Origin of the sequence: Enterobacter cloacae complex sp. 2024EL-00227 (assembly GCF_043945315.1) — a bacterium.
GTDB classification, from domain to species: domain Bacteria; phylum Pseudomonadota; class Gammaproteobacteria; order Enterobacterales; family Enterobacteriaceae; genus Enterobacter; species Enterobacter roggenkampii.
In genome coordinates this window covers 323,277-348,995 of the sequence record NZ_JBIMQP010000004.1, presented here as the reverse complement: position 1 = coordinate 348,995, position 25,719 = coordinate 323,277, and the positions used below count along the sequence as shown (strand labels likewise).

Genomic DNA, 25,719 nt, shown 5'->3' with positions numbered 1-25,719 from the left:
ATTCATGCGAAATAAAAAGGAGGCAAAACTGCCTCCTTCTGAAATTATTTAATTCCGTCTGCGGCCATACGGTCGCGAATATGCTGTGCGCGTTCTTCTGAGGCAGGGTGATCGTCAAACATGGAGCTTTGACGTCCCGCTTCCAGCTTGGCCAGCTTTTCGAAGCTGGTGGCTAAACCGGATGGATTAATGCCGCGTTTGCGCAACAGATCGTAGGAGTAGTCATCCGCTTCGGACTCCTGACGCTGGGAGAACTGAGAGTTCACCAGCTTTTCACCTACGTCGCCCAGCTGTGACTGCGACAGGCTGCCAACGATACCGCCTGCAGAGGCTGCCGCTGCGCGGATGGCATTGGTGCCCAGGGCTACCTGCATCCCTTTCTTCACGTGGCCCAGGGCAACGTGGCCCATTTCATGGCCGATAACCGCTTCCACTTCGTTGTCGGTCATCATGTCCATCAGCCCGCTGTAAACGCGGATACAGCCGTTTGCCATCGCGAAGGCGTTGACGTCTTTCGCCATGTACACCTTGTAGTTCACCGGCTGGCCGTTGATGTTATCGCCCAGCGCGGAAGCAATCTTATTCAGACGCTGCGTGTAGGTACTGTTAGCCGGCGCAAGCGTGGCTTTTCCGTCCATATCTTTACAGGCCTGGTCGCTCAGCGCTTTTACCTGCGCATCGCTCAGGGAATAGGCCTGAAAGGCCTCTGCGCCTGACGTCATCAGACCGTTAGAGTCCATATTCTGACAGCCGCTCAGCAGGAGCGTTGTACCCAGGGCCAGCACTATTGCACGCATTTTCATGAGGTTGCTTCCGTACTCGTTAATCTGAATAAAATCCGAAAAGTGCACCGTCAGCGAAGCCGGTGTTGGGCTAAGTATAAGGAATATCTACAGGGCCGGGCGAGCAGATTGCGCAACATGCGAGCATGATCCAGAGATTTCTTAACAAGCAAAAGAATGCTCCATGTACATGACTTGCGGCTTGGGTTACATTGTTGGCACTTTTTTCCGGCGTAGCCCAAAACGCGCTGTCGTCAAGGGCATGGCCTTTAACAGTCCGATCTGGAGTTAAAATGTCCTCACGTAAAGAGCTTGCTAATGCTATTCGTGCGCTGAGCATGGACGCAGTACAGAAAGCCAAATCCGGCCACCCAGGGGCCCCTATGGGTATGGCTGATATCGCCGAAGTTCTGTGGCGCGATTTCCTGAACCACAACCCGCAGAACCCGTCATGGGCTGACCGCGACCGCTTCGTGCTGTCAAACGGCCACGGCTCTATGCTGATCTATAGCCTGCTGCACCTCACCGGCTACGATCTGCCTATCGAAGAGCTGAAAAACTTCCGCCAGCTGCACTCTAAAACTCCAGGTCACCCGGAAGTGGGCTACACCGCTGGCGTAGAAACCACCACCGGCCCGCTGGGTCAGGGTATTGCTAACGCTGTGGGTATGGCGATTGCTGAGAAGACCCTGGCGGCGCAGTTCAACCGTCCTGGCCACGACATCGTTGACCACTTCACCTACGCGTTCATGGGCGATGGCTGCATGATGGAAGGCATTTCTCACGAAGTGTGCTCCCTGGCAGGTACCCTGAAGCTGGGTAAACTGGTTGCGTTCTATGACGACAACGGTATCTCCATCGACGGTCACGTTGAGGGCTGGTTCACTGACGACACCGCTGCACGTTTCGAAGCCTACGGCTGGCACGTTGTGCGTGGCGTTGATGGCCACGATGCTGACTCGATTAAACGTGCAGTAGAAGAAGCGCGCGCTGTGACGGACAAACCGTCCCTGCTGATGTGCAAAACCATCATCGGCTTCGGTTCTCCGAACAAAGCGGGTACGCACGACTCCCACGGCGCGCCGCTGGGCGACGCGGAAATCGCACTGACCCGCGAAGCGCTGGGCTGGAAATACCCTGCATTCGAAATCCCATCTGAGATCTATGCTCAGTGGGATGCAAAAGAAGTAGGCCAGGCAAAAGAAGCGGCATGGAACGAGAAGTTCGCTGCTTACGCGAAAGCCTTCCCACAGGAAGCGGCTGAATTCACCCGTCGTATGAAAGGTGACATGCCGTCTGACTTCGACGCGAAAGCGAACGAATTCATCGCTAAGCTGCAGGCGAACCCGTCTAAAATCGCGAGCCGTAAAGCGTCTCAGAATGCCATTGAAGCGTTCGGTCCTCTGCTGCCTGAATTCCTCGGCGGCTCCGCTGACCTGGCGCCATCTAACCTGACCCTGTGGTCCGGTTCTAAGCCAATCAACGAAGACACTGCCGGTAACTACATCCATTACGGTGTACGTGAATTCGGTATGACAGCGATTGCCAACGGTATCTCCCTGCACGGTGGTTTCCTGCCGTACACCTCTACCTTCCTGATGTTCGTGGAATATGCGCGTAACGCCGTGCGTATGGCGGCGCTGATGAAACAGCGTCAGGTGATGGTCTATACCCACGACTCCATCGGTCTGGGCGAAGACGGTCCAACTCACCAGCCGGTAGAGCAGGTGGCTTCCCTGCGCGTGACCCCGAACATGAGCACATGGCGTCCATGTGACCAGGTTGAATCCGCGGTGGCGTGGAAATACGGCGTTGAGCGTCAGGACGGTCCTACCGCGCTGATCCTCTCCCGTCAGAACCTGGCGCAGCAGGAACGTACCCCAGAGCAGCTGGCGAACATCGCGCGCGGCGGTTATGTGCTGAAAGATTGCGCGGGCCAGCCAGAGCTGATCTTCATCGCTACCGGTTCTGAAGTTGAACTGGCCGTTGCTGCATGGGAAAAACTGACTGCCGAAGGCGTGAAGGCGCGCGTGGTTTCCATGCCGTCTACCGACGCGTTCGACAAGCAGGATGCTGCTTACCGTGAATCCGTACTGCCTAAAGCGGTTTCCGCGCGTGTGGCAGTGGAAGCGGGTATCGCTGACTACTGGTTCAAATACGTGGGTCTGAACGGCGCTATCGTCGGTATGACCACCTTCGGTGAATCTGCTCCGGCAGAACTGCTGTTCGAAGAGTTCGGCTTCACCGTTGAGAACGTTGTCGCGAAGGCGAAAGAACTGCTGTAATCACCATTTTGCCCGGTGGCGCTTATGCTTACCGGGCCTACAAATGGCTCGAAAGTAGGCCGGGTAAGCGCTAGCGCGCCACCCGGCTTTTTTGTAAGCATTATTCCACCTAAAATGTGACGCAAGTCATATAGCTCGCTTATTCATCTGGACAGACATTCCTTTTATTCCCCGATTCGCTTATTCTTGCTGAAGCGTTTCAGTCGATTAAATGTTCGACAAATGACCAATCAATCGCAGTTTGTGACAGCAAGGATTCCCCTTCGGGCGTAGCTGGATTACTCTTTCAGCCACCTCAAACTCAGGGATTGCTTTGCAGGAGATCTATGACCGTACGCGTAGCGATTAACGGCTTCGGTCGCATCGGGCGTAATGTGATTCGTGCTTTGTATGAATCCGGACGTCGGGCGGAAATGACCGTGGTGGCAATCAATGAACTGGCGGATGCTGCGGGCATGGCGCATTTGTTGAAGTATGACACCAGCCACGGACGCTTTGCCTGGGATGTACGCCAGGAAAGAGATCAGCTTTTTGTGGGTGATGACGCTATTCGTGTGCTGCATGAGAACAGCATCTCCGGGCTACCCTGGCGTGAACTGGGTGTGGATGTGGTGCTTGACTGTACCGGTGTGTATGGCAATCGCGAACATGGCGAAGCGCATCTCTCTGCAGGTGCGAAAAAAGTCCTGTTTTCTCATCCCGGCAGTAACGACCTCGACGCGACCGTCGTGTTTGGCGTCAACCAGCATGAGCTGCAAGCCGAACATCGCATTGTTTCCAACGCCTCCTGTACCACCAACTGCATTATTCCGGTCATCAAACTGTTAGACGATGCGTATGGCATTGAGTCCGGCACCGTGACCACGATTCACTCCGCCATGCACGATCAACAGGTCATTGACGCTTACCACCCGGATTTACGGCGCACGCGTGCAGCGAGCCAGTCAATCATTCCGGTGGATACAAAGCTGGCTGCTGGGATCACGCGAATTTTTCCGCAGTTCAACGATCGTTTTGAGGCGATTGCCGTGCGCGTCCCGACGATCAACGTCACCGCGATCGACCTTAGCGTGACGGTGAAAAAACCGGTAAAAGCCTGTGAAGTCAACCTGTTGCTGCAAAAAGCGGCACAGGGGGCATTTCATGGTATAGTTGACTATACGGAATTACCGTTGGTCTCAGTAGATTTTAACCACGACCCGCACAGCGCCATCGTCGATGGCACGCAAACGAGGGTCAGTGGCGCACACCTTATCAAGACGCTGGTCTGGTGTGATAACGAATGGGGCTTTGCTAACCGAATGCTCGACACCACGTTAGCAATGGCTGCTCAAGGTTTCAGGTAAGGCGCATCGTGCGTCTGCAAAACTTTAAGAATCAACGAGAGGATTCACCATGTCTGTAATTAAGATGACCGATCTGGATCTGGCTGGTAAACGCGTTTTCATCCGTGCCGATCTGAACGTACCGGTTAAAGATGGCAAAGTGACCAGCGACGCGCGTATACGTGCATCTCTGCCAACCATTGAGCTGGCTCTGAAGCAGGGCGCGAAAGTGATGGTCACCTCCCACCTGGGTCGTCCAACTGAAGGCGAGTACAACGAAGAGTTCTCTCTGCTGCCAGTGGTTAATTACCTGAAAGACAAACTGTCCAACCCGGTTCGCCTGGTGAAAGATTACCTGGACGGCGTTGACGTTGCAGCCGGTGAACTGGTTGTTCTGGAAAACGTTCGCTTCAACAAAGGCGAGAAGAAAGACGACGAAACCCTGTCCAAAAAATACGCTGCACTGTGCGACGTATTCGTGATGGATGCATTCGGTACGGCTCACCGTGCTCAGGCGTCTACCCATGGTATCGGTAAATTCGCAGACGTAGCGTGTGCCGGTCCTCTGCTGGCTGACGAACTGGAAGCGCTGGGTAAAGCACTGAAAGAGCCTGCTCGTCCGATGGTCGCTATCGTTGGTGGTTCTAAAGTTTCTACCAAACTGACCGTTCTGGATTCTCTGTCTAAAATCGCTGACCAGCTGATCGTTGGCGGTGGTATCGCGAACACCTTCGTTGCCGCTCAGGGCCACAACGTCGGTAAATCCCTGTACGAAGCAGACCTGGTTGACGAAGCCAAACGCCTGCTGGGTACCTGTGATATCCCGGTTCCAACTGACGTTCGCGTCGCGACCGAGTTCTCCGAAACCGCAACCGCGACCCTGAAATCTGTAAACGACATCAAAGACGAAGAGCAGATTCTGGACCTGGGCGACGTTTCTGCACAGAAACTGGCTGAAATCCTCAAAAACGCAAAAACTATCCTGTGGAACGGTCCTGTTGGCGTGTTCGAATTCCCGAACTTCCGCAAAGGGACTGAAATCGTGGCTAACGCAATCGCAGACAGCGAAGCGTTCTCTATCGCAGGCGGTGGTGACACCCTGGCAGCAATCGACCTGTTCGGTATCGCTGACAAGATCTCCTACATCTCCACTGGTGGCGGCGCATTCCTCGAATTCGTGGAAGGCAAAGTACTGCCAGCAGTAGCAATGCTCGAAGAGCGCGCTAAGAAGTAAGCCATTCAAGGGCAGGGAAACCTGCCCAATTTTCAGCGCGCTTTTAAGAGCTCGCACCTTTTCTAACGGCCGAAGATACAGGACTAAGCAACATGTCTAAAATTTTTGATTTCGTAAAACCTGGCGTTATCACTGGTGATGACGTACAGAAAGTGTTCCAGGTAGCTAAAGAAAACAACTTCGCTCTGCCAGCAGTTAACTGCGTGGGTACCGACTCCATCAACGCCGTACTGGAAACTGCTGCTAAAGTTAAAGCTCCAGTTATCGTTCAGTTCTCTAACGGCGGCGCTGCGTTCATCGCAGGTAAAGGCGTGAAAACTGACATTCCTCAGGGTGCTGCAATCCTGGGTGCTATCTCTGGTGCGCACCACGTACACCAGATGGCTGAACACTACGGTGTTCCAGTTATCCTGCACACTGACCACTGCGCGAAGAAACTGCTGCCGTGGATCGACGGTCTGCTGGACGCGGGTGAAAAACACTTCGCGGCAACCGGTAAGCCACTGTTCTCTTCTCACATGATCGACCTGTCTGAAGAGTCACTGCACGAAAACATCGAAATCTGCTCCAAGTACCTGGCGCGCATGGCCAAAATGGACATGACCCTGGAAATCGAACTGGGTTGCACCGGCGGTGAAGAAGACGGCGTGGACAACAGCCACATGGACGCTTCTGCACTTTACACCCAGCCAGAAGACGTTGATTACGCTTACACCGAGCTGAGCAAAATCAGCCCACGCTTCACCATTGCAGCGTCCTTCGGTAACGTACACGGCGTTTACAAACCAGGTAACGTGGTTCTGACCCCAACTATCCTGCGTGATTCTCAGGAATACGTTTCCAAGAAACACAACCTGCCGCACAACAGCCTGAACTTCGTCTTCCACGGCGGTTCCGGTTCTTCTGCTCAGGAAATCAAAGACTCCGTAAGCTACGGCGTTGTGAAAATGAACATCGACACCGACACCCAGTGGGCAACCTGGGACGGTATCCTGCAGTACTACAAAGCGAACGAAGCTTACCTGCAGGGCCAGCTGGGCAACCCGAAAGGCGAAGACCAGCCGAACAAGAAATACTACGATCCACGCGTATGGCTGCGCGCAGCGCAGACGTCCATGGTGACCCGTCTGGAGCAGGCTTTCAAAGAACTGAACGCGATCGACGTTCTGTAATTTGAGCTGCTAACAGCATCAGAAGGCCCGCAAATGCGGGCCTTTTTTTATGCTTTTTCAATACTCTGCCAGCCCTGTTTTTGTGATCTGTTTGGCAAAGCCGGTGCTTTTTGTTTACCCTTTACTGACCTGCCTGTCTCCATGGGGGATGGATTTTGTGTTTTGGTTTAACAAAAGGAAGAATAAATGGAACAACTCGATGTTGTAGACAGCATCAATAATGCCGGTAACTGGCTGGTGCGCAACCAGGCCCTGCTGCTGAGCTATGCCGTGAACATCGTCGCGGCGATTGCCATCATCATCGTCGGGATGATCGTGGCGCGTATTGTCTCGAATACGGTTAACCGCGTAATGCTGGCCCGTCACATTGACGCCACGGTGGCAGACTTCCTCTCCGCACTGGTGCGCTACGGCATTATCGCCTTCACGCTGATTGCCGCGCTGGGCCGTGTGGGGGTGCAAACCGCCTCCGTCATTGCCGTTCTCGGTGCCGCCGGTCTGGCCATTGGTCTGGCACTGCAGGGCTCGCTTTCAAACCTGGCGGCAGGCGTGCTGCTGGTGACCTTCCGTCCGTTCCGCTCCGGCGAATACGTTGACCTTGGCGGCATTGCCGGAACCGTGCTGCAGGTGCAGATTTTCTCAACGACTATGCGTACCGTCGATGGCCGCATCGTGGTTGTGCCGAACGGGAAAATTATCGCGGGCAACATCATCAACTTCTCCCGTGAGCCGGTGCGTCGTAACGAACTGATTATCAGCGTGGCATACGACTCCGACATCGATCAGGTGAAGTCGCTGATTACCAACATCATTGCTTCTGACGATCGCATTCTGAAAGACAAAGAGCAGACGGTTCGCCTGAATGAACTCGGCGCTTCCTCCATTAACTTTGTGGTGCGTATCTGGAGTAAAAGCAGCGATCTGCAAAACGTGTACTGGGACGTGCTGGAACGCATTAAGCGCGACTTCGACGCCAACGGCATCAGTTTCCCGTATCCGCAGATGGACGTGAATCTTAAACGCGAGAAAGCCGCCGAGTAATCCCCCGACGTTGTAGGCCCGGTAATCGCTAGCGCCACCGGGCTTTACCTTCATAAGCTCCGCTAATACCCAATTAATATTATCCATTTCATCTAATGTGATTCGCGCAGTATAGTCAGCTTCCAGAACAACTCTGCGAGAAAATCATCATGCTATCTTATTATTTTCAAGGGCTTGCCTTAGGTGCAGCCATGATCCTTCCCCTCGGCCCGCAAAATGCGTTCGTGATGAATCAGGGCATCCGCCGCCAGTACCATCTGATGATTGCCCTGTTGTGCGCGGTAAGCGATTTGCTGCTGATCTGTGCCGGGATTTTTGGCGGCAGCGCGCTGCTGATGCAGTCTCCGTGGCTGCTGGCGCTGGTCACCTGGGGCGGCGTGGCGTTTCTGCTCTGGTACGGATTCGGCGCGCTGAAAACGGCGATGAGCAGCAACCTCGAACTGGCGAGCGCGGAGGTTATGAAGCAGGGCCGCTGGAAGATTATCGTCTCCATGCTGGCGGTGACCTGGCTTAACCCGCATGTGTATCTCGACACCTTCGTCGTGCTGGGCAGCCTGGGCGGTCAACTGGACGTTGAGCCGAAACGCTGGTTTGCGCTCGGTACGGTCAGCGCCTCTTTCCTGTGGTTCTTCGGTCTCGCCATTCTGGCGGCATGGCTGGCGCCCCGCCTGCGTACGGCCAAAGCCCAGCGCATCATTAATACCCTGGTCGGCCTGGTGATGTGGTTTATCGCTTTCCAGCTGGCGAAAGAGGGGATTCATCATGTCCAGGAATTGTTCAACTAATCCTTGTCTTATGGACAACTGAATAAGACCCGCTAAGCTTGCTGGCATGCGCCCTGTTATTGGGGCACTCTTCGCAACATGGAGGAATGACAGTGAAGTTTAAAGTGATGGCCCTGGCGGCATTAGTGAGTTTCGGTGCGGTGTCGGTGCAGGCAAGCGAATTGCCGGATGGCCCGCACATCGTCACGTCAGGCACCGCAAGCGTGGACGCGGTACCCGATGTTGCAACCCTGGCAATTGAGGTGAATGTGGCGGCGAAAGATGCAGCGACGGCCAAGAAGCAGGCTGACGATCGCGTTGCGCAATACCTCTCTTTCCTCGAGCAGAACGGTGTCGGTAAAAAAGATATCAACTCTGCGAACCTGCGTACTCAACCCGATTACGACTACCAGAATGGCAAAAGCATCCTGAAAGGCTACCGTGCGGTGCGTACCGTTGAAGTGACCGTGCGTCAGCTGGATAAGCTTAACTCGCTGCTGGACGGTGCGCTGAAGGCGGGCCTGAACGAGATCCGTTCCGTGTCGCTGGGCGTTGCGCAACCGGAGAAGTACAAAGACGAAGCGCGTAAAGCGGCGATTGATGATGCCATTCACCAGGCGGAACAGCTGGCTTCTGGCTTTAAGAGCAAGCTCGGTCCGGTTTACAGCGTGCGTTACCACGTCTCTAACTACCAGCCAAGCCCGATGGTTCGTATGATGAAGGCTGACGCAGCGCCGGTATCCGCTCAGGAAACTTACGAGCAGCCGACAATCCAGTTCGACGATCAGGTGGATGTGGTGTTCCAGCTTGAACCTGTTGCAGCACAGCCGAAACCGGCTCAGTAATCTGTAGGCCGGGTAAGGCGTAGCCGCCACCCGGCTTTTCTTTTTAATCCTGTCTCAATACCTTATGCCCGTACGCCAGCAGCGCGTCAGTGACGTTGCGCATCATGCGGCTTTCCGGCGCAAAACGGTGCCAGTAGAGCATCCGACGCTGATAAAGCCCCGGCGTTAAGTCAATCAGCTCACCGCTTTTCAACTCTTTCTCAATCTGCAGGTGCGGGATCATGCAGCAGGTCGTGCCCTGGCGTGCAAGCTGAACGAAGGCTTCTGACGAGTTCACGATATGGCACGGCACGCTGCCCGGCGGCAGGTCGAAGTTTTGCTGCAGGAACGCCTGATGCATATCGTCCAGATGGTCGAAGGCCACGGCAGGGGCTTTCAGCAGCGCCGCGCGGGTGACGCCGTTGGGGAAGTAGCGTTCCGCAAAGGCTTTTGAACCCACAAACAGATAGTCCAGGGCGCCTAACTGATCGACAAGGCAGCTTGGCAGCGCCTGAGGCTGAATACTGACCGCCCCAACCACTTCACCGCGACGCAGGCGCTCCTGGGTGCGGGTTTCGTCTTCAACCTGCAAATTCAGACGGATAGGGGAGTCCGCGAGGACCGGCGCCAGGGCCGGCAGCAGCCAGGTTGCCAGACTGTCGGCGTTGACCGCCAGAGAGAGCAGCAGCGGCGTAGAGCCCGTTTGTTCGTCACCCAGCCACTCGTCTTCCAGCAGTTCAACCTGACGCAGCAGAGCGAGGAGCTTTTGCCCTTGCTCTGTTGGACGTGGCGGCACGGTACGCACCAGCAGCGGCTGGCCGAACATGTTTTCAAGCTGTTTGATACGCTGAGAGACGGCGGACTGCGTGATGCAAAGCTTTTGCGCCGCGCGCTCAAAGCCTCGTTCACGAATAACTGCATCAAGTGCCTGTAGTGTTCTGTAGTCCGGACGTTTCATTGCTCTGGCTGGCTCCTTAATTTTGCTTATTCTGCACTATGACACAATTTTCCCTTTGTGGCAGACGAATTCCATTCGACGTGTTCTATAATGCGCCCTGAGTTTTCACACCACAGGCAAAACGATCATGACGCAGGATGAACTGAAAAAAGCAGTAGGATGGGCCGCTCTCCAGTACGTACAGCCGGGTACCATTGTCGGTGTCGGTACGGGATCAACCGCGGCACACTTTATCGATGCGCTGGGCACGATGAAGGGGCAGATCGAGGGCGCGGTTTCCAGCTCTGATGCTTCCACGGAAAAGCTGAAAAGCCTCGGCATTACCGTTTTCGATCTTAACGAAGTGGATCGTCTGGGGATTTACGTTGATGGCGCGGATGAAATCAACGGCCACATGCAGATGATCAAAGGCGGCGGCGCGGCGCTGACGCGCGAAAAAATCATCGCCTCCGTTGCGGACAAGTTTATCTGCATCGCCGACGCCTCCAAGCAGGTGGACATTCTGGGGAATTTCCCGCTGCCGGTTGAAGTGATCCCGATGGCCCGCAGCGCGGTTGCCCGTCAGCTGGTCAAGCTGGGCGGTCGTCCGGAATATCGTCAGGGCGTAGTGACCGACAACGGCAACGTGATCCTCGACGTTCACGGTCTGGAAATTCTTGACGCGATTGCGCTGGAAAACGCCATCAACGGCATTCCAGGCGTAGTGACCGTAGGGCTATTCGCCAACCGTGGCGCGGATGTGGCGCTGATCGGCACCGCTGACGGCGTGAAAACCATCGTAAAATGATCTGACGGGGGGAGTCCTCCCCCCGCTAAAAAATTTTTGAAACGCTAAATTCGGTGACTTGTGTCACGTTTTTATGCCTCTTTTGCCGATCCTTCCGCGTTTGTAAATTTCCATAGCATTTTCCTCTGCCATTTTGCGCTGTATGACTTTCCTTCAGCGTACTGACGCAAACGTTCATATTGCTGCAATAGTTTTTTTTGATATGTTGGCTACAGCGGATTTATATCCAGCACAACATCAGTTCAGACAAAAACAGGGTCGGGTAAATGGCAAAGGTATCACTGGAGAAAGACAAGATTAAATTCCTGCTGGTCGAGGGCGTGCATCAAAAAGCAATCGATAGCCTTCGTGCGGCAGGTTACACCAACATCGAATTTCACAAAGGCGCGCTTGATACCGAAGAGCTGAAAGCGTCCATCCGTGATGCCCACTTCATTGGCCTGCGATCCCGTACTCACCTGACTGAAGATGTGATTGCCGCGGCGGAAAAGCTGGTGGCTATCGGCTGCTTCTGCATCGGTACCAACCAGGTTGACCTGAATGCTGCTGCAAAACGCGGTATTCCTGTCTTTAACGCCCCGTTCTCCAACACCCGTTCCGTGGCGGAGCTGGTGATTGGCGAACTGCTGCTGCTCCTGCGCGGCATTCCGGAGGCTAACGCTAAAGCACACCGCGGCGTCTGGAACAAACTGGCTGCGGGCTCCTACGAAGCCCGTGGGAAAAAACTGGGTATCATCGGCTATGGCCACATCGGTACCCAACTGGGGATTCTGGCGGAATCTCTCGGTATGCATGTCTATTTTTACGATATCGAAAGCAAGCTGCCGCTGGGCAATGCCACCCAGGTTCAACACCTGTCTGACCTGCTGAACATGAGTGACGTGGTAAGCCTGCACGTGCCGGAAAATGCGTCCACCAAAAACATGATGGGCGCAGAAGAGCTGGCGCTGATGAAGCCGGGCTCACTGCTGATTAACGCCGCGCGCGGCACGGTGGTCGATATCCCTGCGCTGTGCGATGCGCTGAAGCGTAAGCATCTGGCAGGGGCGGCCATCGACGTTTTCCCAACGGAGCCCGCCACCAACAGCGATCCGTTCACCTCTCCGCTGTGCGAGTTCGACAACGTGATCCTGACGCCACACATCGGCGGATCTACGCAGGAAGCGCAGGAGAATATCGGTCTGGAAGTGGCAGGTAAGCTGAGCAAATACTCCGACAACGGTTCTACGCTCTCTGCGGTGAACTTCCCGGAAGTGTCTCTGCCGCTGCACGGCGGTCGTCGTCTGCTGCACATCCACGAAAACCGTCCAGGCGTGCTCACCGCGATCAACCAGATCTTTGCCGAGCAGGACGTCAACATTGCCGCGCAGTATCTGCAGACCAACTCGCAGATGGGCTATGTGGTCATTGATATCGAAGCGGATGACGATGTGGCCGAGAAAGCGTTGCTGAGCATGAAGGCCATTCCAGGGACGATTCGCGCGCGTCTGCTTTACTGATGGTGCGGTCTGTGGTGTCGGGGGGCGCTTACGCTTAACCGACCTACAATGTGTGAGGATTTACGTAGGCCGGGTAAGGCGTAGCCGCCACCCGGCTTTATGCTACCAAAGCCACGTTTTACTGGGCGTCACTACCGCCGGCAACGGCACATCCCATTTCTCCACCGGCAACGCCTCCACGCCCTGGCAATCATGCGCGTAGCCTACCGGCTGCAACCCATACTGCTGCCAGTTTTGTAGCGTTCTGTCGTAAAAACCACCGCCCATTCCCAGGCGCTGTCCCTGCTCATCAAACGCCACCAGCGGCGTAATCAGCACATCCAGCTGTGACAGCGGCAGCACGTCGCGCACATCGAGTTTCGGCTCGGTGATTTTCAGACGATTCACCACCAGCTCGCTGTGCGGGTGATAGTGCAAAAAAAGCAGATTGCCTTCGCTGAACGGGTGCAGCACCGGCAGGTATACCTTCTTCCCGGCGCGCCAGAGCTGCTCTATCAGCGGTTGGGTGTCCAGCTCGCCGTCAAACGACAGAAACAGGGCAACCGTGCGCGCCATCACGACAGGGGGATACGCCATCATACGGGCGGCGGCCTGCTGGGCAAAATGCGCTTGCTGTTCTGGGGTTAACGCACGACGGCGCTGGCGAATGAGCTGACGGATGTCCTGGCGTGAAGCCGAAACTTCAGGGAATTGAGTCATGGTAGTCGGTAGAAGAAAAGAGAGGGAATCTCCGAGATGCCGCCGCAGGCTGTAACCCTTGAACCCTTGGTTCAAGGTGAATGTGTCGTCATAGTTTTAAGGCTTCTCGGACGGACCGAGCATGCTCACCAACCATGGAGCGCCACATTCTTGTGGTATGAAATATCGGCTCAGGGGACTGGCCCGCTTGCGAACATCTCAGAGAAATTTTGTCTTCACAGTTACTCTACCATAGTCAACTGAGAAGTGTTATTCAAACTTGGGTCCCGGTCTTTCGGGATTGCGACCTTGATCAAGCAATGCTTGTTCTATGGTCTGCTGGAGCATTTTTATGCGCTGCTCCATGCTTGCCGCGTAGTCGCGGGTCTTCGCTTTTTCCTGAGTCAGTTCATAGCTGATGTTCAACGCGGCGATGAAAACCAGCTGCTCAGTATTTGTGACTCTAGTGCGTTCTTTTAGATCTTGCAACCGCTGATTCAAATCGTCCGCAGCCTGATTCAAAGCATCCCTTTGTTCAGGCGGACAATTCACTCGCAGTGAACGGCCAAAAATCTGGAGATCGACGGGTTGTGCAGACATGCCACCTTCCTGCTGATTGACTGCGCTGCCTTCGCTTACTGCCCCAGGGGCTGCGAAGGGGCGACACTATAGCTACCCTGATGTGAAGATACAAGCCCTTTTCTGGTATCACCAGGGTCCAAAGTGGTAGCATATCATGAAACTTCCCCCCAATGATGACGAATGCGCATGTCTATACAGAACGAAATGCCTGGTTACAAGGATTTAAACCAGTTACTGAACCAGCAGGGAGTCGGTTTAACCCCTGCCGAAATGCACGGTCTGATCAGTGGCATGCTGTGCGGCGGAAACAGCGACAGCTCCTGGCAGCCGCTGATCCACGACCTCACGAATGAAGGGCTGGCGTTTGGTCACGAGCTGGCGGAAGCGCTGCGTAAAATGCACGCCGCCATCAGCGATTCGCTGGAAGACGATGGCTTCCTTTTTCAGCTTTATCTGCCTGACGGCGACGACGTTAGCGTGTTCGATCGCGCCGATGCGCTGGCCGGCTGGGTAAACCACTATCTGCTGGGGCTGGGCGTCACGCAGCCTAAGCTGGATAAAGTAACCGGCGAAGCGGGTGAGGCGATCGACGACCTGCGCAACATTGCCCAGCTTGGCTACGATGAAGACGAAGACCAGGAAGAGCTGGAAATGTCTCTCGAAGAGATCATCGAGTACGTGCGCGTGGCGGCACTGCTGTGCCACGACAACTTTACGCGCTCACAGCCGACCGCACCGGAAGTTCGTAAGCCAACCTTACATTAAGAAAAATAACGCACAGGAGGGTGTCATGGTTATCTCGAGTCAAGAGTATTCGCGCCGCCGTCAGGCGCTGCTGGCGAAAATGCAGCCGGGCAGCGTCGCGCTAATTTTTGCTGCGCCTGAAGTGACGCGCAGCGCTGACAGCGAATATCCCTATCGCCAGAGCAGCGATTTCTGGTACTTCACCGGCTTTAACGAGCCAGAAGCGGTACTGGTGCTGATTAAAAGCAATGACACCCACAACCACAGCGTGATTTTCAACCGCGTGCGCGACCTGACGGCCGAAATCTGGTTTGGTCGCCGCCTGGGCCAGGAGGCCGCACCGGCGACGCTGGGCGTTGACCGCGCGCTGGCGTTTAGCGAAATCAACCAGCAGCTCTATCAGCTGCTTAACGGTCTCGACGTGCTCTATCACGCGCAGGGCGAATATGCCTACGCCGATGAGATTGTCTTCACCGCGCTGGATAAGCTGCGCAAAGGCTCGCGGCAGAACCTGTCCGCGCCTGCCACGCTGACGGACTGGCGTCCGATAGTGCATGAGATGCGCCTGTTTAAGTCTGAAGAAGAGCTGAACGTGATGCGCCGCGCGGGCGAAATCAGCGCGCTGGCGCACACCCGCGCGATGGAGAAATGCCGCCCCGGGATGTTCGAATACCAGCTGGAAGGCGAAATTCACCACGAATTTAACCGCCACGGCGCGCGCTATCCCTCCTACAACACCATTGTCGGCGGCGGGGAAAACGGCTGCATTCTGCACTACACCGAAAACGAAAGTGCGCTGCGCGACGGCGATCTGGTGCTGATTGACGCCGGTTGCGAATATCAGGGCTATGCGGGGGACATCACCCGTACCTTCCCGGTGAACGGTAAATTCTCGCCGGCACAGCGCGCGATTTACGACATTGTTCTCGAATCCCTTGAGACAGCGCTCAGACTGTATCGTCCGGGGACTTCCATGCAGGAAGTGACCGGCGAAGTGGTGCGCATCATGATTACCGGTCTGGTCAGGCTCGGGATCCTGAAAGGGGATGTCGACACCCTGATTGCTGAAAATGCGCATCGACCGTATTTCATGCACGGCCTGAGCCACTGGCTGGGGCTGGACGTGCATGACGTTGGCGCATACGGCACCGACCGTTCGCGCGTGCTGGAGCCGGGCATGGTGTTAACCGTGGAGCCGGGTCTCTACATCGCGCCGGATGCCGACGTGCCAGAAGAATACCGCGGGATTGGCATTCGTATTGAAGACGATATCGTGATTACCGAAACCGGTAACGAAAACCTGACCGCCAGCGTCGTGAAAAACGCTGACGATATCGAGGCGCTGATGGCAGCGGCACGCGCATGAGCGTGATTATCGTGGGCGGCGGCATGACCGGGGCCACGCTGGCGCTGGCCATTTCGCATTTGACGCAGGGCCAGCTTCCGGTGCACCTGGTAGAAGCCGTTGCGCCAGAGGCGTCGAACCACCCCGGTTTTGATGCCCGCGCCATTGCGCTGGCGCAGGGCACCTGCCAGCAGCTTTCCCGCATTGGGATCTGGCAGGCGATTGCCGACCGTGCTACGGCGATCGGGACCGTTCACGTCAGCGATCGCGGACATGCAGGCTTTGTCACGCTGGACGCGCAGGATTACCGGATTGATGCCCTGGGTCAGGTTGTTGAGCTGCACGACGTCGGATTGCGTCTGTTCCGCCTGCTCCAGGACGCGCCGGGCGTCACGCTGCATTGCCCCGCGCGCGTGGCCAGCGTGAGTCGGAGTGACGCGTCGGTCAGCGTGACCCTGGAAAACGGCACCGCCCTTGAAGGCCAGCTTCTGGTCGCTGCGGACGGTTCGCGCTCGTCGCTCGGCACCCAGTGTGGCGTGGAGTGGCGCCAGCAGCCTTACGGGCAGGTGGCGGTCATTGCGAACGTCTCTACCGCAGCTGACCACAACGGCAGGGCCTTTGAGCGCTTTACGCAGCATGGCCCGCTGGCGATGCTGCCGATGTCGGACGGGCGCTGTTCCCTGGTCTGGTGTCACCCGCAGGATAAGGCTGAAGAGGTGAAGGCCTGGTCCGACGAACGTTTTTGTACCGAGCTGCAGAAAGCCTTTGGCTGGCGGCTGGGGCGTATTACCCATGCCGGCAAGCGGACGGTCTACCCGCTTTCGCTGACCACGGCGTCTCAGTCTGTCTCCCATCGTCTGGCGCTTGTCGGTAACGCTGCGCAGACGCTGCACCCCATCGCGGGGCAAGGTTTCAACCTTGGCTTACGCGATGTCATGAGCCTGGCCGAATCTCTGGCGCAGGCGTGGGGCGAGCAAAAAGACTGTGGGGCCTATTCGGTGCTGAGTCATTACCAGAAGCGCCGACAGGCGGATAAAGAGGCCACCATCGGTGTGACCGATGGTCTGGTTCATCTTTTTGCCAATCGCTGGGCACCGCTGGTTGCGGGTCGCAACCTTGGGCTGATGGCGATGGAATTATTCATTCCGGCACGTGACGTGCTGGCGCAGCGGACCCTGGGTTGGGTCGCGCGTTAAGGAGTTATCACCGTGCAAAATGTTGATGTCGCCATCGTTGGCGGCGGAATGGTTGGACTGGCATTGGCCTGCGGATTACAGGGCAGCGGCCTGCGCGTGGCGGTGCTGGAGCAAAAACAGCCTCAGCCCGTTGCACCGGATGCGCCGCCGGAACTCCGCGTCTCGGCGATCAATGCGGCCAGCGAAAAGCTGCTGACGCACCTTGGCGTCTGGTCAGATATTGTGGCGCACCGTGCCAGCTGCTATCACGGCATGGAAGTGTGGGATAAAGACAGCTTTGGTCATATTGCTTTTGATGATGAAAGCATGGGCTATAGCCATCTGGGGCACATCGTTGAAAACGCGGTGATCCACCACGCGCTCTGGCAGAAAGCACAGCAGTGCAGCGACGTGACGCTGATTGCGCCTGCGCAGATCCAGCAGGTGGCGTGGGGCGAAAACGAGGCGTTTATCACCCTGCAGAGTGGCGACATGCTGACCGCGCGTCTGGTGGTCGGTGCTGACGGTGCCAACTCCTGGCTGCGTAATAAAGCCGATATCCCGCTGACGTACTGGGATTACCGCCATCATGCTCTGGTCGCGACGATCCGTACCGAAGAGCCGCACGGCGGCGTGGCGCGCCAGATTTTCCACAACGACGGCATTCTGGCGTTCCTGCCGCTTGCCGATCCGCACCTGTGCTCAATTGTCTGGTCCCTGGTGCCGGAAAAAGCCCGGCAGATGCATGAGGCGACGCCGGAGGCTTTTAACCAGGCGCTGTGCGTGGCCTTTGATAACCGCCTTGGCCTGTGCACGCTTGAAAGCGAGCGCCAGGTATTCCCGTTAACCGGCCGCTACGCGCGCCAGTTTGCGGCGCACCGTCTGGCGCTGGTGGGGGATGCGGCGCATACCATCCATCCGCTGGCCGGGCAGGGCGTCAACCTTGGCTTTATGGACGCGGCGGAACTGGTAGAAGAGCTGCGTCGCCTGCATCGTGAAGGCAAAGATATCGGCCAGCATCTCTACCTGCGTCGCTACGAGCGCAGCCGCAAGCACAGCGCGGCGATGATGCTGGCGGGCATGCAGGGCTTCCGCGAGCTGTTTGCGGGTGCCAATCCGGCGAAAAAACTGCTGCGCGACATCGGCCTTAAGCTTGCTGACACCCTTCCGGGTGTTAAACCTCAACTCCTCCGTCAGGCGATGGGTCTGAACGACCTCCCGGACTGGCTGCGTTAATGTAGACCCCTGTCACACTTTCTTTTCCCGGCCTCTGCGCCGGGGAAATCCCCTCGTTTGAAATATTCTAATTTCACGTCATTTTTCGCATTAGATAATCTAATGTCGTGTTTTTCTCGTTACGGAAATTCGGCCCGTTTTTCCGCACGAAATATCACCATGTGCTAAATCCTGTTAGATCATTGTTAATTTTGTGCGGGGTTAATCGCATTTTTCCAGTGGATAACTCTGTAGGCTTTTCAGCGTTTTTTGGTCATAAGCTAATGTGATGACCTGTTTTGCCTTATGGTTAACCGCCGTTTTCGGTGGTAAGTTCAGGTAAAAGAGAACGTTTGCGTCGGTGCCCGAACGCGGGTCCGATACCGGGTTTCACGGTGAATTTTTCAACGAGGACAAGATGGCTCAACAGACTCCTTTGTACGAACAACACGTGTTGTGCGGCGCCCGCATGGTGGACTTCCACGGCTGGATGATGCCGCTGCACTACGGCTCGCAGATTGATGAGCACCACGCGGTGCGCACCGATGCCGGTATGTTCGACGTGTCCCACATGACGATTGTCGATCTGCGCGGTAGCCGCACCCGGGAGTTTTTGCGTTATCTGCTGGCAAACGACGTCGCCAAACTGAAGACGCCGGGCAAAGCGCTCTATACCGGCATGCTGAATGCCTCGGGCGGCGTGATTGATGACCTTATCGTCTACTACTTCACCGAAGATTTCTTCCGCCTCGTTGTAAACTCCGCCACCCGCGAAAAAGACCTCTCCTGGATCACCCAACACGCCGAACCGTATGCCATCGACATCACCGTCCGTGATGACCTGTCGCTGATCGCCGTGCAGGGGCCTAACGCGCAGGCGAAAGCCGCGTCTCTGTTCAACGATGAGCAACGTAAAGCCACCGAGGGCATGAAGCCGTTCTTCGGTGTGCAGGCGGGGGATCTGTTTATCGCCACCACCGGCTACACCGGTGAAGCGGGCTACGAAATTGCGATGCCGAACGAGAAGGCCGCTGATTTCTGGCGTGCGCTGGTGGAAGCGGGCGTGAAGCCTGCGGGCCTGGGCGCGCGCGATACGCTGCGTCTGGAAGCGGGCATGAACCTCTACGGTCAGGAGATGGACGAAGGCGTCTCTCCGCTGGCCGCCAATATGGGCTGGACCATCGCGTGGGAACCGGCTGACCGTGACTTTATTGGCCGTGAAGCGCTGGAGATGCAGCGCGAGAAGGGCACTGAACAGCTGGTTGGTCTGGTGATGAAGGAAAAAGGCGTGCTGCGCGGCGAGCTGCCTGTACGTTTTACCGATGCTGACGGCAATCCTCGCGAAGGCGTGATCACCAGCGGAACCTTCTCACCGACGCTGGGCTACAGTATTGCACTGGCACGCGTGCCGGTGGGCATTGGCGAAACGGCGGTGGTGCAAATCCGCAACCGCGAAATGCCGGTCAACGTGACCAAACCGATTTTTGTTCGCGCCGGTAAGCCGGTCGCCTAACTATTTTTATCAGGAGAACTTCAATGAGCAATGTGCCAGCAGAACTGAAATACAGCAAAGAACACGAGTGGCTGCGTAAAGAGGCGGACGGCACTTACACCGTCGGGATCACCGAGCACGCGCAGGAGCTGCTGGGCGACATGGTGTTTGTTGACCTGCCTGACGTGGGCACGACCGTGAGCGCGGGCGACGACTGCGCCGTGGCGGAGTCCGTAAAAGCGGCATCAGACATCTACGCACCGGTAAGCGGTGAGATTGTTGCAGTCAACGACGCGCTGAGCGACTCCCCGGAGCTGGTCAACAGCGAGCCTTATGAAGGCGGCTGGATCTTCAAGATCAAAGCCAGCGACGAATCCCAGGTTGCCGCGCTGCTGGATGCGACCGCATACGAAGCACTACTGGAAGACGAATAACGTTGTGCCGGATGGCGCTGCGCTTATCCGGCCTGGAGATCAACGTAGGCCCGGTAAGCGTTAGCGCCACCGGGCAACAGCGTTACAGATAACTACGATTCACTGCACGTTTCAGGAACCATCGCTCATGACACAGACTTTAAGCCAGCTTGAAAACCGTGGCGCCTTCATTGAACGTCACATTGGGCCGGATGCTCAGCAACAGCAGGAGATGCTGAAGACGGTTGGCGCGGATTCATTAAACGCACTGATCGGCCAGATTGTGCCAAAAGACATCCAGCTAGCCACGCCGCCTCAGGTGGGGGAAGCCACCACGGAGTTCGCCGCGCTGGCGGAGCTGAAGGCCATCGCCAGCCTGAACAAGCGCTATAAGTCTTACATTGGCATGGGCTACACCAACGTGCAGCTGCCGCCGGTGATCCTGCGCAACATGCTGGAAAACCCGGGCTGGTACACCGCTTACACCCCGTATCAGCCAGAAGTCTCCCAGGGCCGTCTGGAAGCGCTGCTGAACTTCCAGCAGGTGACGCTGGATCTGACCGGGATGGATATCGCCTCCGCGTCTCTGCTCGATGAAGCGACCGCCGCCGCCGAAGCGATGGCGATGGCGAAGCGCGTGAGCAAGCTGAAAAATGCCAACCGCTTCTTCGTGGCGGCGGACGTGCATCCGCAGACGCTGGACGTGGTGCGCACCCGTGCGGAAACCTTCGGCTTTGACGTGATCGTCGACGACGCTGACAAAGTGCTGGATCACCAGGACGTCTTCGGCGTGCTGCTGCAGCAGGTGGGCACCACCGGCGAAGTGCACGACTACGGCGCGCTGATTGCCGAGCTGAAATCCCGCAAGGTGGTTGTGAGCGTTGCCGCCGATTTTATGGCGCTGGTGCTGCTGACGGCCCCGGGCAAACAGGGCGCGGATATCGTATTCGGCTCTGCGCAGCGCTTCGGCGTACCGATGGGCTACGGCGGCCCGCACGCGGCGTTCTTCGGCGCGAAAGATGAATTCAAACGTTCCATGCCTGGCCGTATTATCGGCGTCTCCAAAGACGCTGCAGGTAATACCGCGCTGCGCATGGCGATGCAGACCCGCGAGCAGCATATCCGCCGCGAGAAAGCGAACTCCAACATCTGTACCTCACAGGTGCTGCTGGCTAACATCGCCAGCCTGTACGCCGTGTTCCACGGCCCGGCAGGCCTGAAACGCATTGCCAGCCGCATTCACCGCCTGGCCGATATCCTGGCCTGCGGCCTGCAGCAAAAAGGTCTTAAGCTGCGCCATGCCCACTACTTCGATACCCTGTGCGTGGACGTGGCGGACAAAGCCGCCGTGCTGGCCCGCGCGGACGCGGCAAAGATCAACCTGCGCAGCGACATCCACAACGCCGTCGGCATTACGCTGGATGAAAGCACCACCCGCGACGATATCCTGAACCTGTTCAGCGTGCTGCTGGGTGACGCGCACGGTCTGGACATTGATGCGCTCGACAAAGAAGTTGCGCTCGACAGCCGCTCCATTCAGGACAGCATGCTGCGTAACGACGCCATCCTGACGCACCCGGTCTTCAATCGCTACCACAGCGAGACCGAGATGATGCGTTACATGCACTCTCTGGAGCGCAAGGATCTGGCGCTGAACCAGGCGATGATCCCGCTGGGATCCTGCACCATGAAGCTGAACGCCGCGGCAGAGATGATCCCGATCACCTGGCCTGAATTCTCCGAGCTGCACCCGTTCTGCCCGCCGGAGCAGGCGGAAGGTTATCACGTGATGATTAACCAGCTTTCCGACTGGCTGGTGAAGCTGACCGGTTACGACGCGCTCTGCATGCAGCCGAACTCCGGCGCGCAGGGTGAATATGCCGGCCTGCTGGCAATCCGTCACTATCACGAAAGCCGCAACGAAGGCCATCGCGATATCTGCCTGATCCCAAGCTCCGCTCACGGCACCAACCCGGCTTCAGCCCAGATGGCGGGCATGGAAGTCGTGGTGGTCGCGTGCGATAAGAACGGCAACATCGACCTGGCTGACCTGCGCGCGAAAGCCGAACAGGCGGGCGACAAGCTCTCCTGCATCATGGTGACCTATCCGTCCACCCACGGGGTGTACGAAGAGACCATCCGTGAAGTGTGCGAAGTGGTGCACCAGTTCGGCGGTCAGGTATACCTCGATGGCGCGAACATGAACGCGCAGGTGGGCATTACCTCTCCGGGCTTTATCGGCGCGGACGTGTCACACCTTAACCTGCACAAAACCTTCTGCATCCCGCACGGCGGTGGCGGCCCGGGCATGGGCCCAATCGGCGTGAAGGCGCACCTGGCACCGTTTGTCCCAGGCCACAGCGTTGTGCAGATCGAAGGCATGCTGACCCGTCAGGGCGCGGTCTCTGCGGCACCGTTCGGTAGCGCCTCTATCCTGCCAATCAGCTGGATGTACATCCGCATGATGGGCGCGGAAGGGCTGAAGCAGGCGAGCCAGGTGGCCATTCTGAACGCCAACTACATTGCGACGCGCCTGAAGTCTGCCTTCCCGGTGCTCTATACCGGCCGCGACGGTCGCGTGGCGCACGAGTGCATCCTCGATATTCGTCCGCTGAAAGAGCAGACCGGCATTAGCGAGCTGGACATTGCCAAGCGTCTGATCGACTACGGCTTCCACGCGCCTACTATGTCGTTCCCGGTTGCGGGCACGCTGATGGTGGAGCCAACGGAGTCCGAAAGTAAAGCCGAGCTGGACCGCTTTATCGACGCGATGCTGGCCATCCGCATGGAAATTGACCGCGTGCAGGACGGCGAGTGGACGCTGGAAGATAACCCGCTGGTCAACGCTCCGCACACCCAGCACGAGCTGGTGGCCGAGTGGAACCACGGCTATTCCCGCGAGCTGGCCGTCTTCCCGGCAGGCGTGGCGAACAAATACTGGCCGACCGTGAAGCGTCTTGATGATGTCTACGGCGACCGTAACCTGTTCTGCTCCTGCGTGCCGATGAGCGAATACCAGTAACATTGCTGATGTAGTAACGTAGGCCGGGTAAGGCGAAGCCGCCACCCGGCTTTTTTATTGGGAGAAGAAAATGGGCATTGCACTTGTGACCGGCGCCAGCCGGGGCATAGGGAAGGCCACTGCGCTGCAGCTGGCCCGCGAAGGCTACACCGTGGCGGTGAACTATCATCACAACATTAAGGCCGCAACGGATGTGATCAACCAGATTGTTGAGGCGGGCGGTAAAGCCTTTGCCGTTCGGGCAGACATCAGTGATGAAGCTCAGGTGCTGGCGATGTTTAAAAGCCTCGATCGTGAAGGCGAGCCGCTGACCGCGCTGGTCAATAATGCGGGGATTCTGTTTGAGCAATCCACCATCGAGAATCTCTCCGCCGAGCGTATTAACCGCGTCCTGGCGACCAACGTTACGGGCTACTTCCTCTGCTGCCGGGAAGCGGTAAAACGCATGTCCTTCAAACATGGCGGCAAGGGCGGGGCGATAGTGAATGTCTCTTCCGCGGCGTCCCGCCTGGGCGCACCGGGTGAATATGTGGATTACGCCGCGTCCAAGGGGGCGGTGGATTCGCTGACAACGGGGCTGTCGCTGGAGGTGGCGGCGCAGGGCATTCGCGTCAACTGCGTCCGTCCGGGCCTGATCTATACCGATATTCATGCTTCTGGCGGAGAACCGGGGCGAGTGGACCGCGTGAAAGCGTTACTGCCGATGCAGCGCGGCGGCCAGCCGGAAGAGGTCGCCCAGGCGATTGTCTGGCTGCTGAGCGAAAAGGCGTCGTACGTGACGGGGAGTTTTATTGAGTTAGCGGGCGGGAAATAAGCCGGGTGGCGGCCCGGCCTCCTATTCGTGTAGGCCCGGTAAGCGCAGTGCCACCGGGCAAAAAATCACAGCGCCTCGCCGTTGCTGGCAATCACGCCTTTATACCACTCGAAGCTCTTCTTGCGGGAACGCGACATGTCGCCCGTGCCGTCGTCGTGCTTGTTCACGTAGATAAAGCCGTAGCGCTTGCTGTACTGGCCGGTGGTGAACGACACGCAGTCGATACAGCCCCATGGCGTATAGCCCATCAGATCGACGCCATCGTGGGTGACGGCTTTGATCATCTCCTCCACGTGGGCACGCAGGTAGTCGATGCGATAGTCATCGTTGATGCTGCCGTCTTCTTCCACCTTGTCGTAGGCACCGAAGCCGTTTTCAACGATAAACAGCGGCTTCTGGTAACGCTCGTACAGTTCGCACAGGGAATAGCGCAGGCCCACCGGGTCAATCTGCCAGCCCCAGTCGGACGCCTTCACGTGCGGGTTCGGCACGCTGCCTTCGAAACCGGAAATGGCATCGCCGGTGCCGCCTTCCGCCTTCACCGCGTTGGTCATGTAGTAGCTGAAGCCCAGGTAGTCGCAGGTGCCTTCGCGCAGGATCTGCTCGTCACCCGCTTCCATTTTGATGGAGAAGCCACGACGCTCCCATTCGTTCAGCACGTAGGACGGGTAGTAGCCGCGCAGCTGGACGTCGGTAAAGACGTAGCGCTCGCGCATCGATTCCTGGGCGAACATCACGTCTTCCGGTTTGCAGGAGAACGGATAGAGCGCCACCATCGCCAGCATGCAGCCGACTTTCATCTCCGGGTTGATGCGGCGCGCGGCCTTCACCGCCAGGGCGCTGGCCACAAACTGATGATGCAGGACCTGGTACATGGTCTCTTCCGGATTTTCATGTTCCGTATAGACCACGCCCGAGCAGCAGTAGCCGAAGAGCGGGGCGCGCCAGTTACGCTGGTTGTTGATTTCGTTGAAGGTCATCCAGTATTTGACCTTGTTTTTGTAGCGCTCGAAGACCACTTCCGCGAAGCGTACAAAGAAATCGACCACTTTACGGTTGGTCCAGCTGCCGTACTCCTTCACTAGGTGCAGCGGCATTTCGAAGTGGGAGAGGGTGATCACCGGTTCGATGTTGTATTTCAGCAGCTCATCGAACATGTCGTCGTAAAACTTCAGCCCTTCTTCGTTTGGCTGCGTTTCGTCACCGTTCGGGAAGATACGCGTCCAGGCAATCGAGGTGCGGAAACACTTGAAGCCCATCTCGGCAAACAGCTTGATATCTTCTTTGTAATGGCCGTGGAAATCAATCGCCTCATGGTTGGGATAGTATTTTCCCGGCACCACGTCCTGCGTGATTTCGCGCGGCACGCCGTGTGCGCCGCCGGTTAATACGTCGCAAATGCTTGGCCCTTTGCCGCCTTTGTTCCAGCCGCCTTCAACCTGGTGAGCGGCAACCGCGCCACCCCATAAAAAATCTTTTGGTAAGGTCAATTTTTTCATCGCTGCTATTCTCAATAAATGGCTTATTGGCATCGAGTCTAGCAAAGCGAAATTAAATGTCACGATATA

The 25,719-nt window shown here is 56.9% G+C and carries 22 protein-coding genes and 1 other RNA gene; 17 read left to right on the top strand and 6 right to left on the bottom strand.

The features are described 5' to 3' along the window. Positions 1–44: 44 nt before the first annotated feature. A complete protein-coding gene (locus ACHH0Z_RS10250; protein WP_021242066.1) occupies positions 45–803 on the bottom strand; it encodes a M48 family metallopeptidase in 759 nt (252 codons plus the stop codon). A 272-nt stretch (positions 804–1,075) separates the two neighbouring features. Between ACHH0Z_RS10250 and tkt the strand changes: the two genes are divergently transcribed. From tkt to ACHH0Z_RS10215, 7 genes are all read left to right on the top strand, one after another. Further along, complete coding sequence (gene tkt, locus ACHH0Z_RS10245; RefSeq protein WP_021242065.1) at positions 1,076–3,067, top strand: transketolase; 1,992 nt, start codon at positions 1,076–1,078, stop codon at positions 3,065–3,067. 326 nt (positions 3,068–3,393) lie between these two features. Further along, positions 3,394–4,413, top strand: coding sequence for an erythrose-4-phosphate dehydrogenase (gene epd / locus ACHH0Z_RS10240; protein ID WP_023326032.1), 1,020 nt, complete (start codon positions 3,394–3,396; stop codon positions 4,411–4,413). Positions 4,414–4,462: 49 nt separating this feature from the next. Beyond that, a complete protein-coding gene (gene pgk / locus ACHH0Z_RS10235) occupies positions 4,463–5,626 on the top strand; it encodes a phosphoglycerate kinase (protein ID WP_008499732.1) in 1,164 nt (387 codons plus the stop codon). 92 nt (positions 5,627–5,718) lie between these two features. Next, positions 5,719–6,798 carry a class II fructose-bisphosphate aldolase gene (fbaA, locus tag ACHH0Z_RS10230; RefSeq protein ID WP_008499731.1) on the top strand — a complete coding sequence of 360 codons (1,080 nt, stop codon included), beginning with the start codon at positions 5,719–5,721 and terminating at the stop codon, positions 6,796–6,798. A gap of 186 nt (positions 6,799–6,984) precedes the next feature. Then, positions 6,985–7,839 carry a small-conductance mechanosensitive channel MscS gene (gene mscS, locus ACHH0Z_RS10225; protein ID WP_008499730.1) on the top strand — a complete coding sequence of 285 codons (855 nt, stop codon included), beginning with the start codon at positions 6,985–6,987 and terminating at the stop codon, positions 7,837–7,839. Positions 7,840–7,988: 149 nt separating this feature from the next. After that, positions 7,989–8,624 carry an arginine exporter ArgO gene (argO, locus tag ACHH0Z_RS10220; RefSeq protein WP_045407147.1) on the top strand — a complete coding sequence of 212 codons (636 nt, stop codon included), beginning with the start codon at positions 7,989–7,991 and terminating at the stop codon, positions 8,622–8,624. A gap of 92 nt (positions 8,625–8,716) precedes the next feature. Beyond that, complete coding sequence (locus ACHH0Z_RS10215) at positions 8,717–9,448, top strand: oxidative stress defense protein (RefSeq protein WP_008499728.1); 732 nt, start codon at positions 8,717–8,719, stop codon at positions 9,446–9,448. 43 nt (positions 9,449–9,491) lie between these two features. Here the strand turns inward: ACHH0Z_RS10215 and argP are convergent, their stop codons facing one another. Then, a complete protein-coding gene (argP, locus tag ACHH0Z_RS10210; RefSeq protein ID WP_008499727.1) occupies positions 9,492–10,385 on the bottom strand; it encodes a DNA-binding transcriptional regulator ArgP in 894 nt (297 codons plus the stop codon). A gap of 127 nt (positions 10,386–10,512) precedes the next feature. On the opposite strand from argP, the gene rpiA reads away from it, so the two are divergent. After that, positions 10,513–11,172, top strand: coding sequence for a ribose-5-phosphate isomerase RpiA (gene rpiA, locus ACHH0Z_RS10205; protein ID WP_003860091.1), 660 nt, complete (start codon positions 10,513–10,515; stop codon positions 11,170–11,172). 266 nt (positions 11,173–11,438) lie between these two features. Further along, entirely contained in the window at positions 11,439–12,671 is a 1,233-nt protein-coding gene (serA, locus tag ACHH0Z_RS10200) for a phosphoglycerate dehydrogenase (RefSeq protein ID WP_045407146.1), read from the top strand. Between the two features lie 102 nt (positions 12,672–12,773). Here the strand turns inward: serA and ACHH0Z_RS10195 are convergent, their stop codons facing one another. From ACHH0Z_RS10195 to zapA, 3 genes are all read right to left on the bottom strand, one after another. After that, the gene (locus tag ACHH0Z_RS10195; protein WP_021242061.1) at positions 12,774–13,370 is read right to left on the bottom strand and encodes a 5-formyltetrahydrofolate cyclo-ligase; all 597 of its coding nucleotides are present in this window, start codon (positions 13,368–13,370) and stop codon (positions 12,774–12,776) included. Between the two features lie 24 nt (positions 13,371–13,394). Further along, positions 13,395–13,578: non-coding RNA, 6S RNA (ssrS, locus tag ACHH0Z_RS10190), on the bottom strand. A gap of 41 nt (positions 13,579–13,619) precedes the next feature. Beyond that, entirely contained in the window at positions 13,620–13,949 is a 330-nt protein-coding gene (gene zapA, locus ACHH0Z_RS10185) for a cell division protein ZapA (protein WP_006811891.1), read from the bottom strand. A 168-nt stretch (positions 13,950–14,117) separates the two neighbouring features. Here zapA and ACHH0Z_RS10180 point away from each other — a divergent pair, with 168 nt between their 5' ends. The 8 genes from ACHH0Z_RS10180 to ACHH0Z_RS10145 all read left to right on the top strand — a co-directional run bounded on the left by ACHH0Z_RS10180 (position 14,118) and on the right by ACHH0Z_RS10145 (position 24,151). Beyond that, a complete protein-coding gene (locus ACHH0Z_RS10180; protein ID WP_025912457.1) occupies positions 14,118–14,696 on the top strand; it encodes a YecA family protein in 579 nt (192 codons plus the stop codon). A 31-nt stretch (positions 14,697–14,727) separates the two neighbouring features. Then, complete coding sequence (gene pepP, locus ACHH0Z_RS10175; RefSeq protein ID WP_102046741.1) at positions 14,728–16,041, top strand: Xaa-Pro aminopeptidase; 1,314 nt, start codon at positions 14,728–14,730, stop codon at positions 16,039–16,041. Next, positions 16,038–17,216: a 2-octaprenyl-6-methoxyphenyl hydroxylase gene (gene ubiH, locus ACHH0Z_RS10170; protein ID WP_045407144.1), complete on the top strand. Its 1,179-nt coding sequence runs from the start codon at positions 16,038–16,040 to the stop codon at positions 17,214–17,216. The genes pepP and ubiH overlap by 4 nt, the downstream gene beginning before the upstream one ends. A 12-nt stretch (positions 17,217–17,228) precedes the next feature. Next, a complete protein-coding gene (gene ubiI, locus ACHH0Z_RS10165; protein WP_045407143.1) occupies positions 17,229–18,431 on the top strand; it encodes an FAD-dependent 2-octaprenylphenol hydroxylase in 1,203 nt (400 codons plus the stop codon). 397 nt (positions 18,432–18,828) lie between these two features. Continuing rightward, positions 18,829–19,923 (top strand): glycine cleavage system aminomethyltransferase GcvT, encoded by a 1,095-nt coding sequence (gene gcvT, locus ACHH0Z_RS10160; RefSeq protein WP_023326027.1) that lies wholly within the window; start codon positions 18,829–18,831, stop codon positions 19,921–19,923. A gap of 23 nt (positions 19,924–19,946) precedes the next feature. After that, positions 19,947–20,336 carry a glycine cleavage system protein GcvH gene (gene gcvH, locus ACHH0Z_RS10155; protein WP_008499718.1) on the top strand — a complete coding sequence of 130 codons (390 nt, stop codon included), beginning with the start codon at positions 19,947–19,949 and terminating at the stop codon, positions 20,334–20,336. A 127-nt stretch (positions 20,337–20,463) separates the two neighbouring features. Continuing rightward, positions 20,464–23,337 carry an aminomethyl-transferring glycine dehydrogenase gene (gene gcvP / locus ACHH0Z_RS10150; RefSeq protein ID WP_023326026.1) on the top strand — a complete coding sequence of 958 codons (2,874 nt, stop codon included), beginning with the start codon at positions 20,464–20,466 and terminating at the stop codon, positions 23,335–23,337. A gap of 70 nt (positions 23,338–23,407) precedes the next feature. Next, a complete protein-coding gene (locus ACHH0Z_RS10145) occupies positions 23,408–24,151 on the top strand; it encodes an SDR family oxidoreductase (RefSeq protein ID WP_023326025.1) in 744 nt (247 codons plus the stop codon). A 65-nt stretch (positions 24,152–24,216) separates the two neighbouring features. On the opposite strand, the gene bglA is transcribed toward ACHH0Z_RS10145, so the two are convergent. Continuing rightward, complete coding sequence (gene bglA / locus ACHH0Z_RS10140) at positions 24,217–25,650, bottom strand: 6-phospho-beta-glucosidase BglA (protein ID WP_023294510.1); 1,434 nt, start codon at positions 25,648–25,650, stop codon at positions 24,217–24,219. Between the last annotated feature and the right edge of the window lie 69 nt (positions 25,651–25,719).

What these genes read in the sequence shown, in the direction of transcription:
- ACHH0Z_RS10250 (WP_021242066.1), bottom strand. Translation starts at nt 803, where the DNA reads ATGAAAATGCGTGCAATAGTGCTGGCCCTGGGTACAACGCTCCTGCTG.
- tkt (WP_021242065.1), top strand. Translation starts at nt 1,076, where the DNA reads ATGTCCTCACGTAAAGAGCTTGCTAATGCTATTCGTGCGCTGAGCATG.
- epd (WP_023326032.1), top strand. Translation starts at nt 3,394, where the DNA reads ATGACCGTACGCGTAGCGATTAACGGCTTCGGTCGCATCGGGCGTAAT.
- pgk (WP_008499732.1), top strand. Translation starts at nt 4,463, where the DNA reads ATGTCTGTAATTAAGATGACCGATCTGGATCTGGCTGGTAAACGCGTT.
- fbaA (WP_008499731.1), top strand. Translation starts at nt 5,719, where the DNA reads ATGTCTAAAATTTTTGATTTCGTAAAACCTGGCGTTATCACTGGTGAT.
- mscS (WP_008499730.1), top strand. Translation starts at nt 6,985, where the DNA reads ATGGAACAACTCGATGTTGTAGACAGCATCAATAATGCCGGTAACTGG.
- argO (WP_045407147.1), top strand. Translation starts at nt 7,989, where the DNA reads ATGCTATCTTATTATTTTCAAGGGCTTGCCTTAGGTGCAGCCATGATC.
- argP (WP_008499727.1), bottom strand. Translation starts at nt 10,385, where the DNA reads ATGAAACGTCCGGACTACAGAACACTACAGGCACTTGATGCAGTTATT.
- rpiA (WP_003860091.1), top strand. Translation starts at nt 10,513, where the DNA reads ATGACGCAGGATGAACTGAAAAAAGCAGTAGGATGGGCCGCTCTCCAG.
- serA (WP_045407146.1), top strand. Translation starts at nt 11,439, where the DNA reads ATGGCAAAGGTATCACTGGAGAAAGACAAGATTAAATTCCTGCTGGTC.
- ACHH0Z_RS10195 (WP_021242061.1), bottom strand. Translation starts at nt 13,370, where the DNA reads ATGACTCAATTCCCTGAAGTTTCGGCTTCACGCCAGGACATCCGTCAG.
- zapA (WP_006811891.1), bottom strand. Translation starts at nt 13,949, where the DNA reads ATGTCTGCACAACCCGTCGATCTCCAGATTTTTGGCCGTTCACTGCGA.
- ACHH0Z_RS10180 (WP_025912457.1), top strand. Translation starts at nt 14,118, where the DNA reads ATGTCTATACAGAACGAAATGCCTGGTTACAAGGATTTAAACCAGTTA.
- ubiH (WP_045407144.1), top strand. Translation starts at nt 16,038, where the DNA reads ATGAGCGTGATTATCGTGGGCGGCGGCATGACCGGGGCCACGCTGGCG.
- gcvT (WP_023326027.1), top strand. Translation starts at nt 18,829, where the DNA reads ATGGCTCAACAGACTCCTTTGTACGAACAACACGTGTTGTGCGGCGCC.
- gcvH (WP_008499718.1), top strand. Translation starts at nt 19,947, where the DNA reads ATGAGCAATGTGCCAGCAGAACTGAAATACAGCAAAGAACACGAGTGG.
- gcvP (WP_023326026.1), top strand. Translation starts at nt 20,464, where the DNA reads ATGACACAGACTTTAAGCCAGCTTGAAAACCGTGGCGCCTTCATTGAA.
- ACHH0Z_RS10145 (WP_023326025.1), top strand. Translation starts at nt 23,408, where the DNA reads ATGGGCATTGCACTTGTGACCGGCGCCAGCCGGGGCATAGGGAAGGCC.
- bglA (WP_023294510.1), bottom strand. Translation starts at nt 25,650, where the DNA reads ATGAAAAAATTGACCTTACCAAAAGATTTTTTATGGGGTGGCGCGGTT.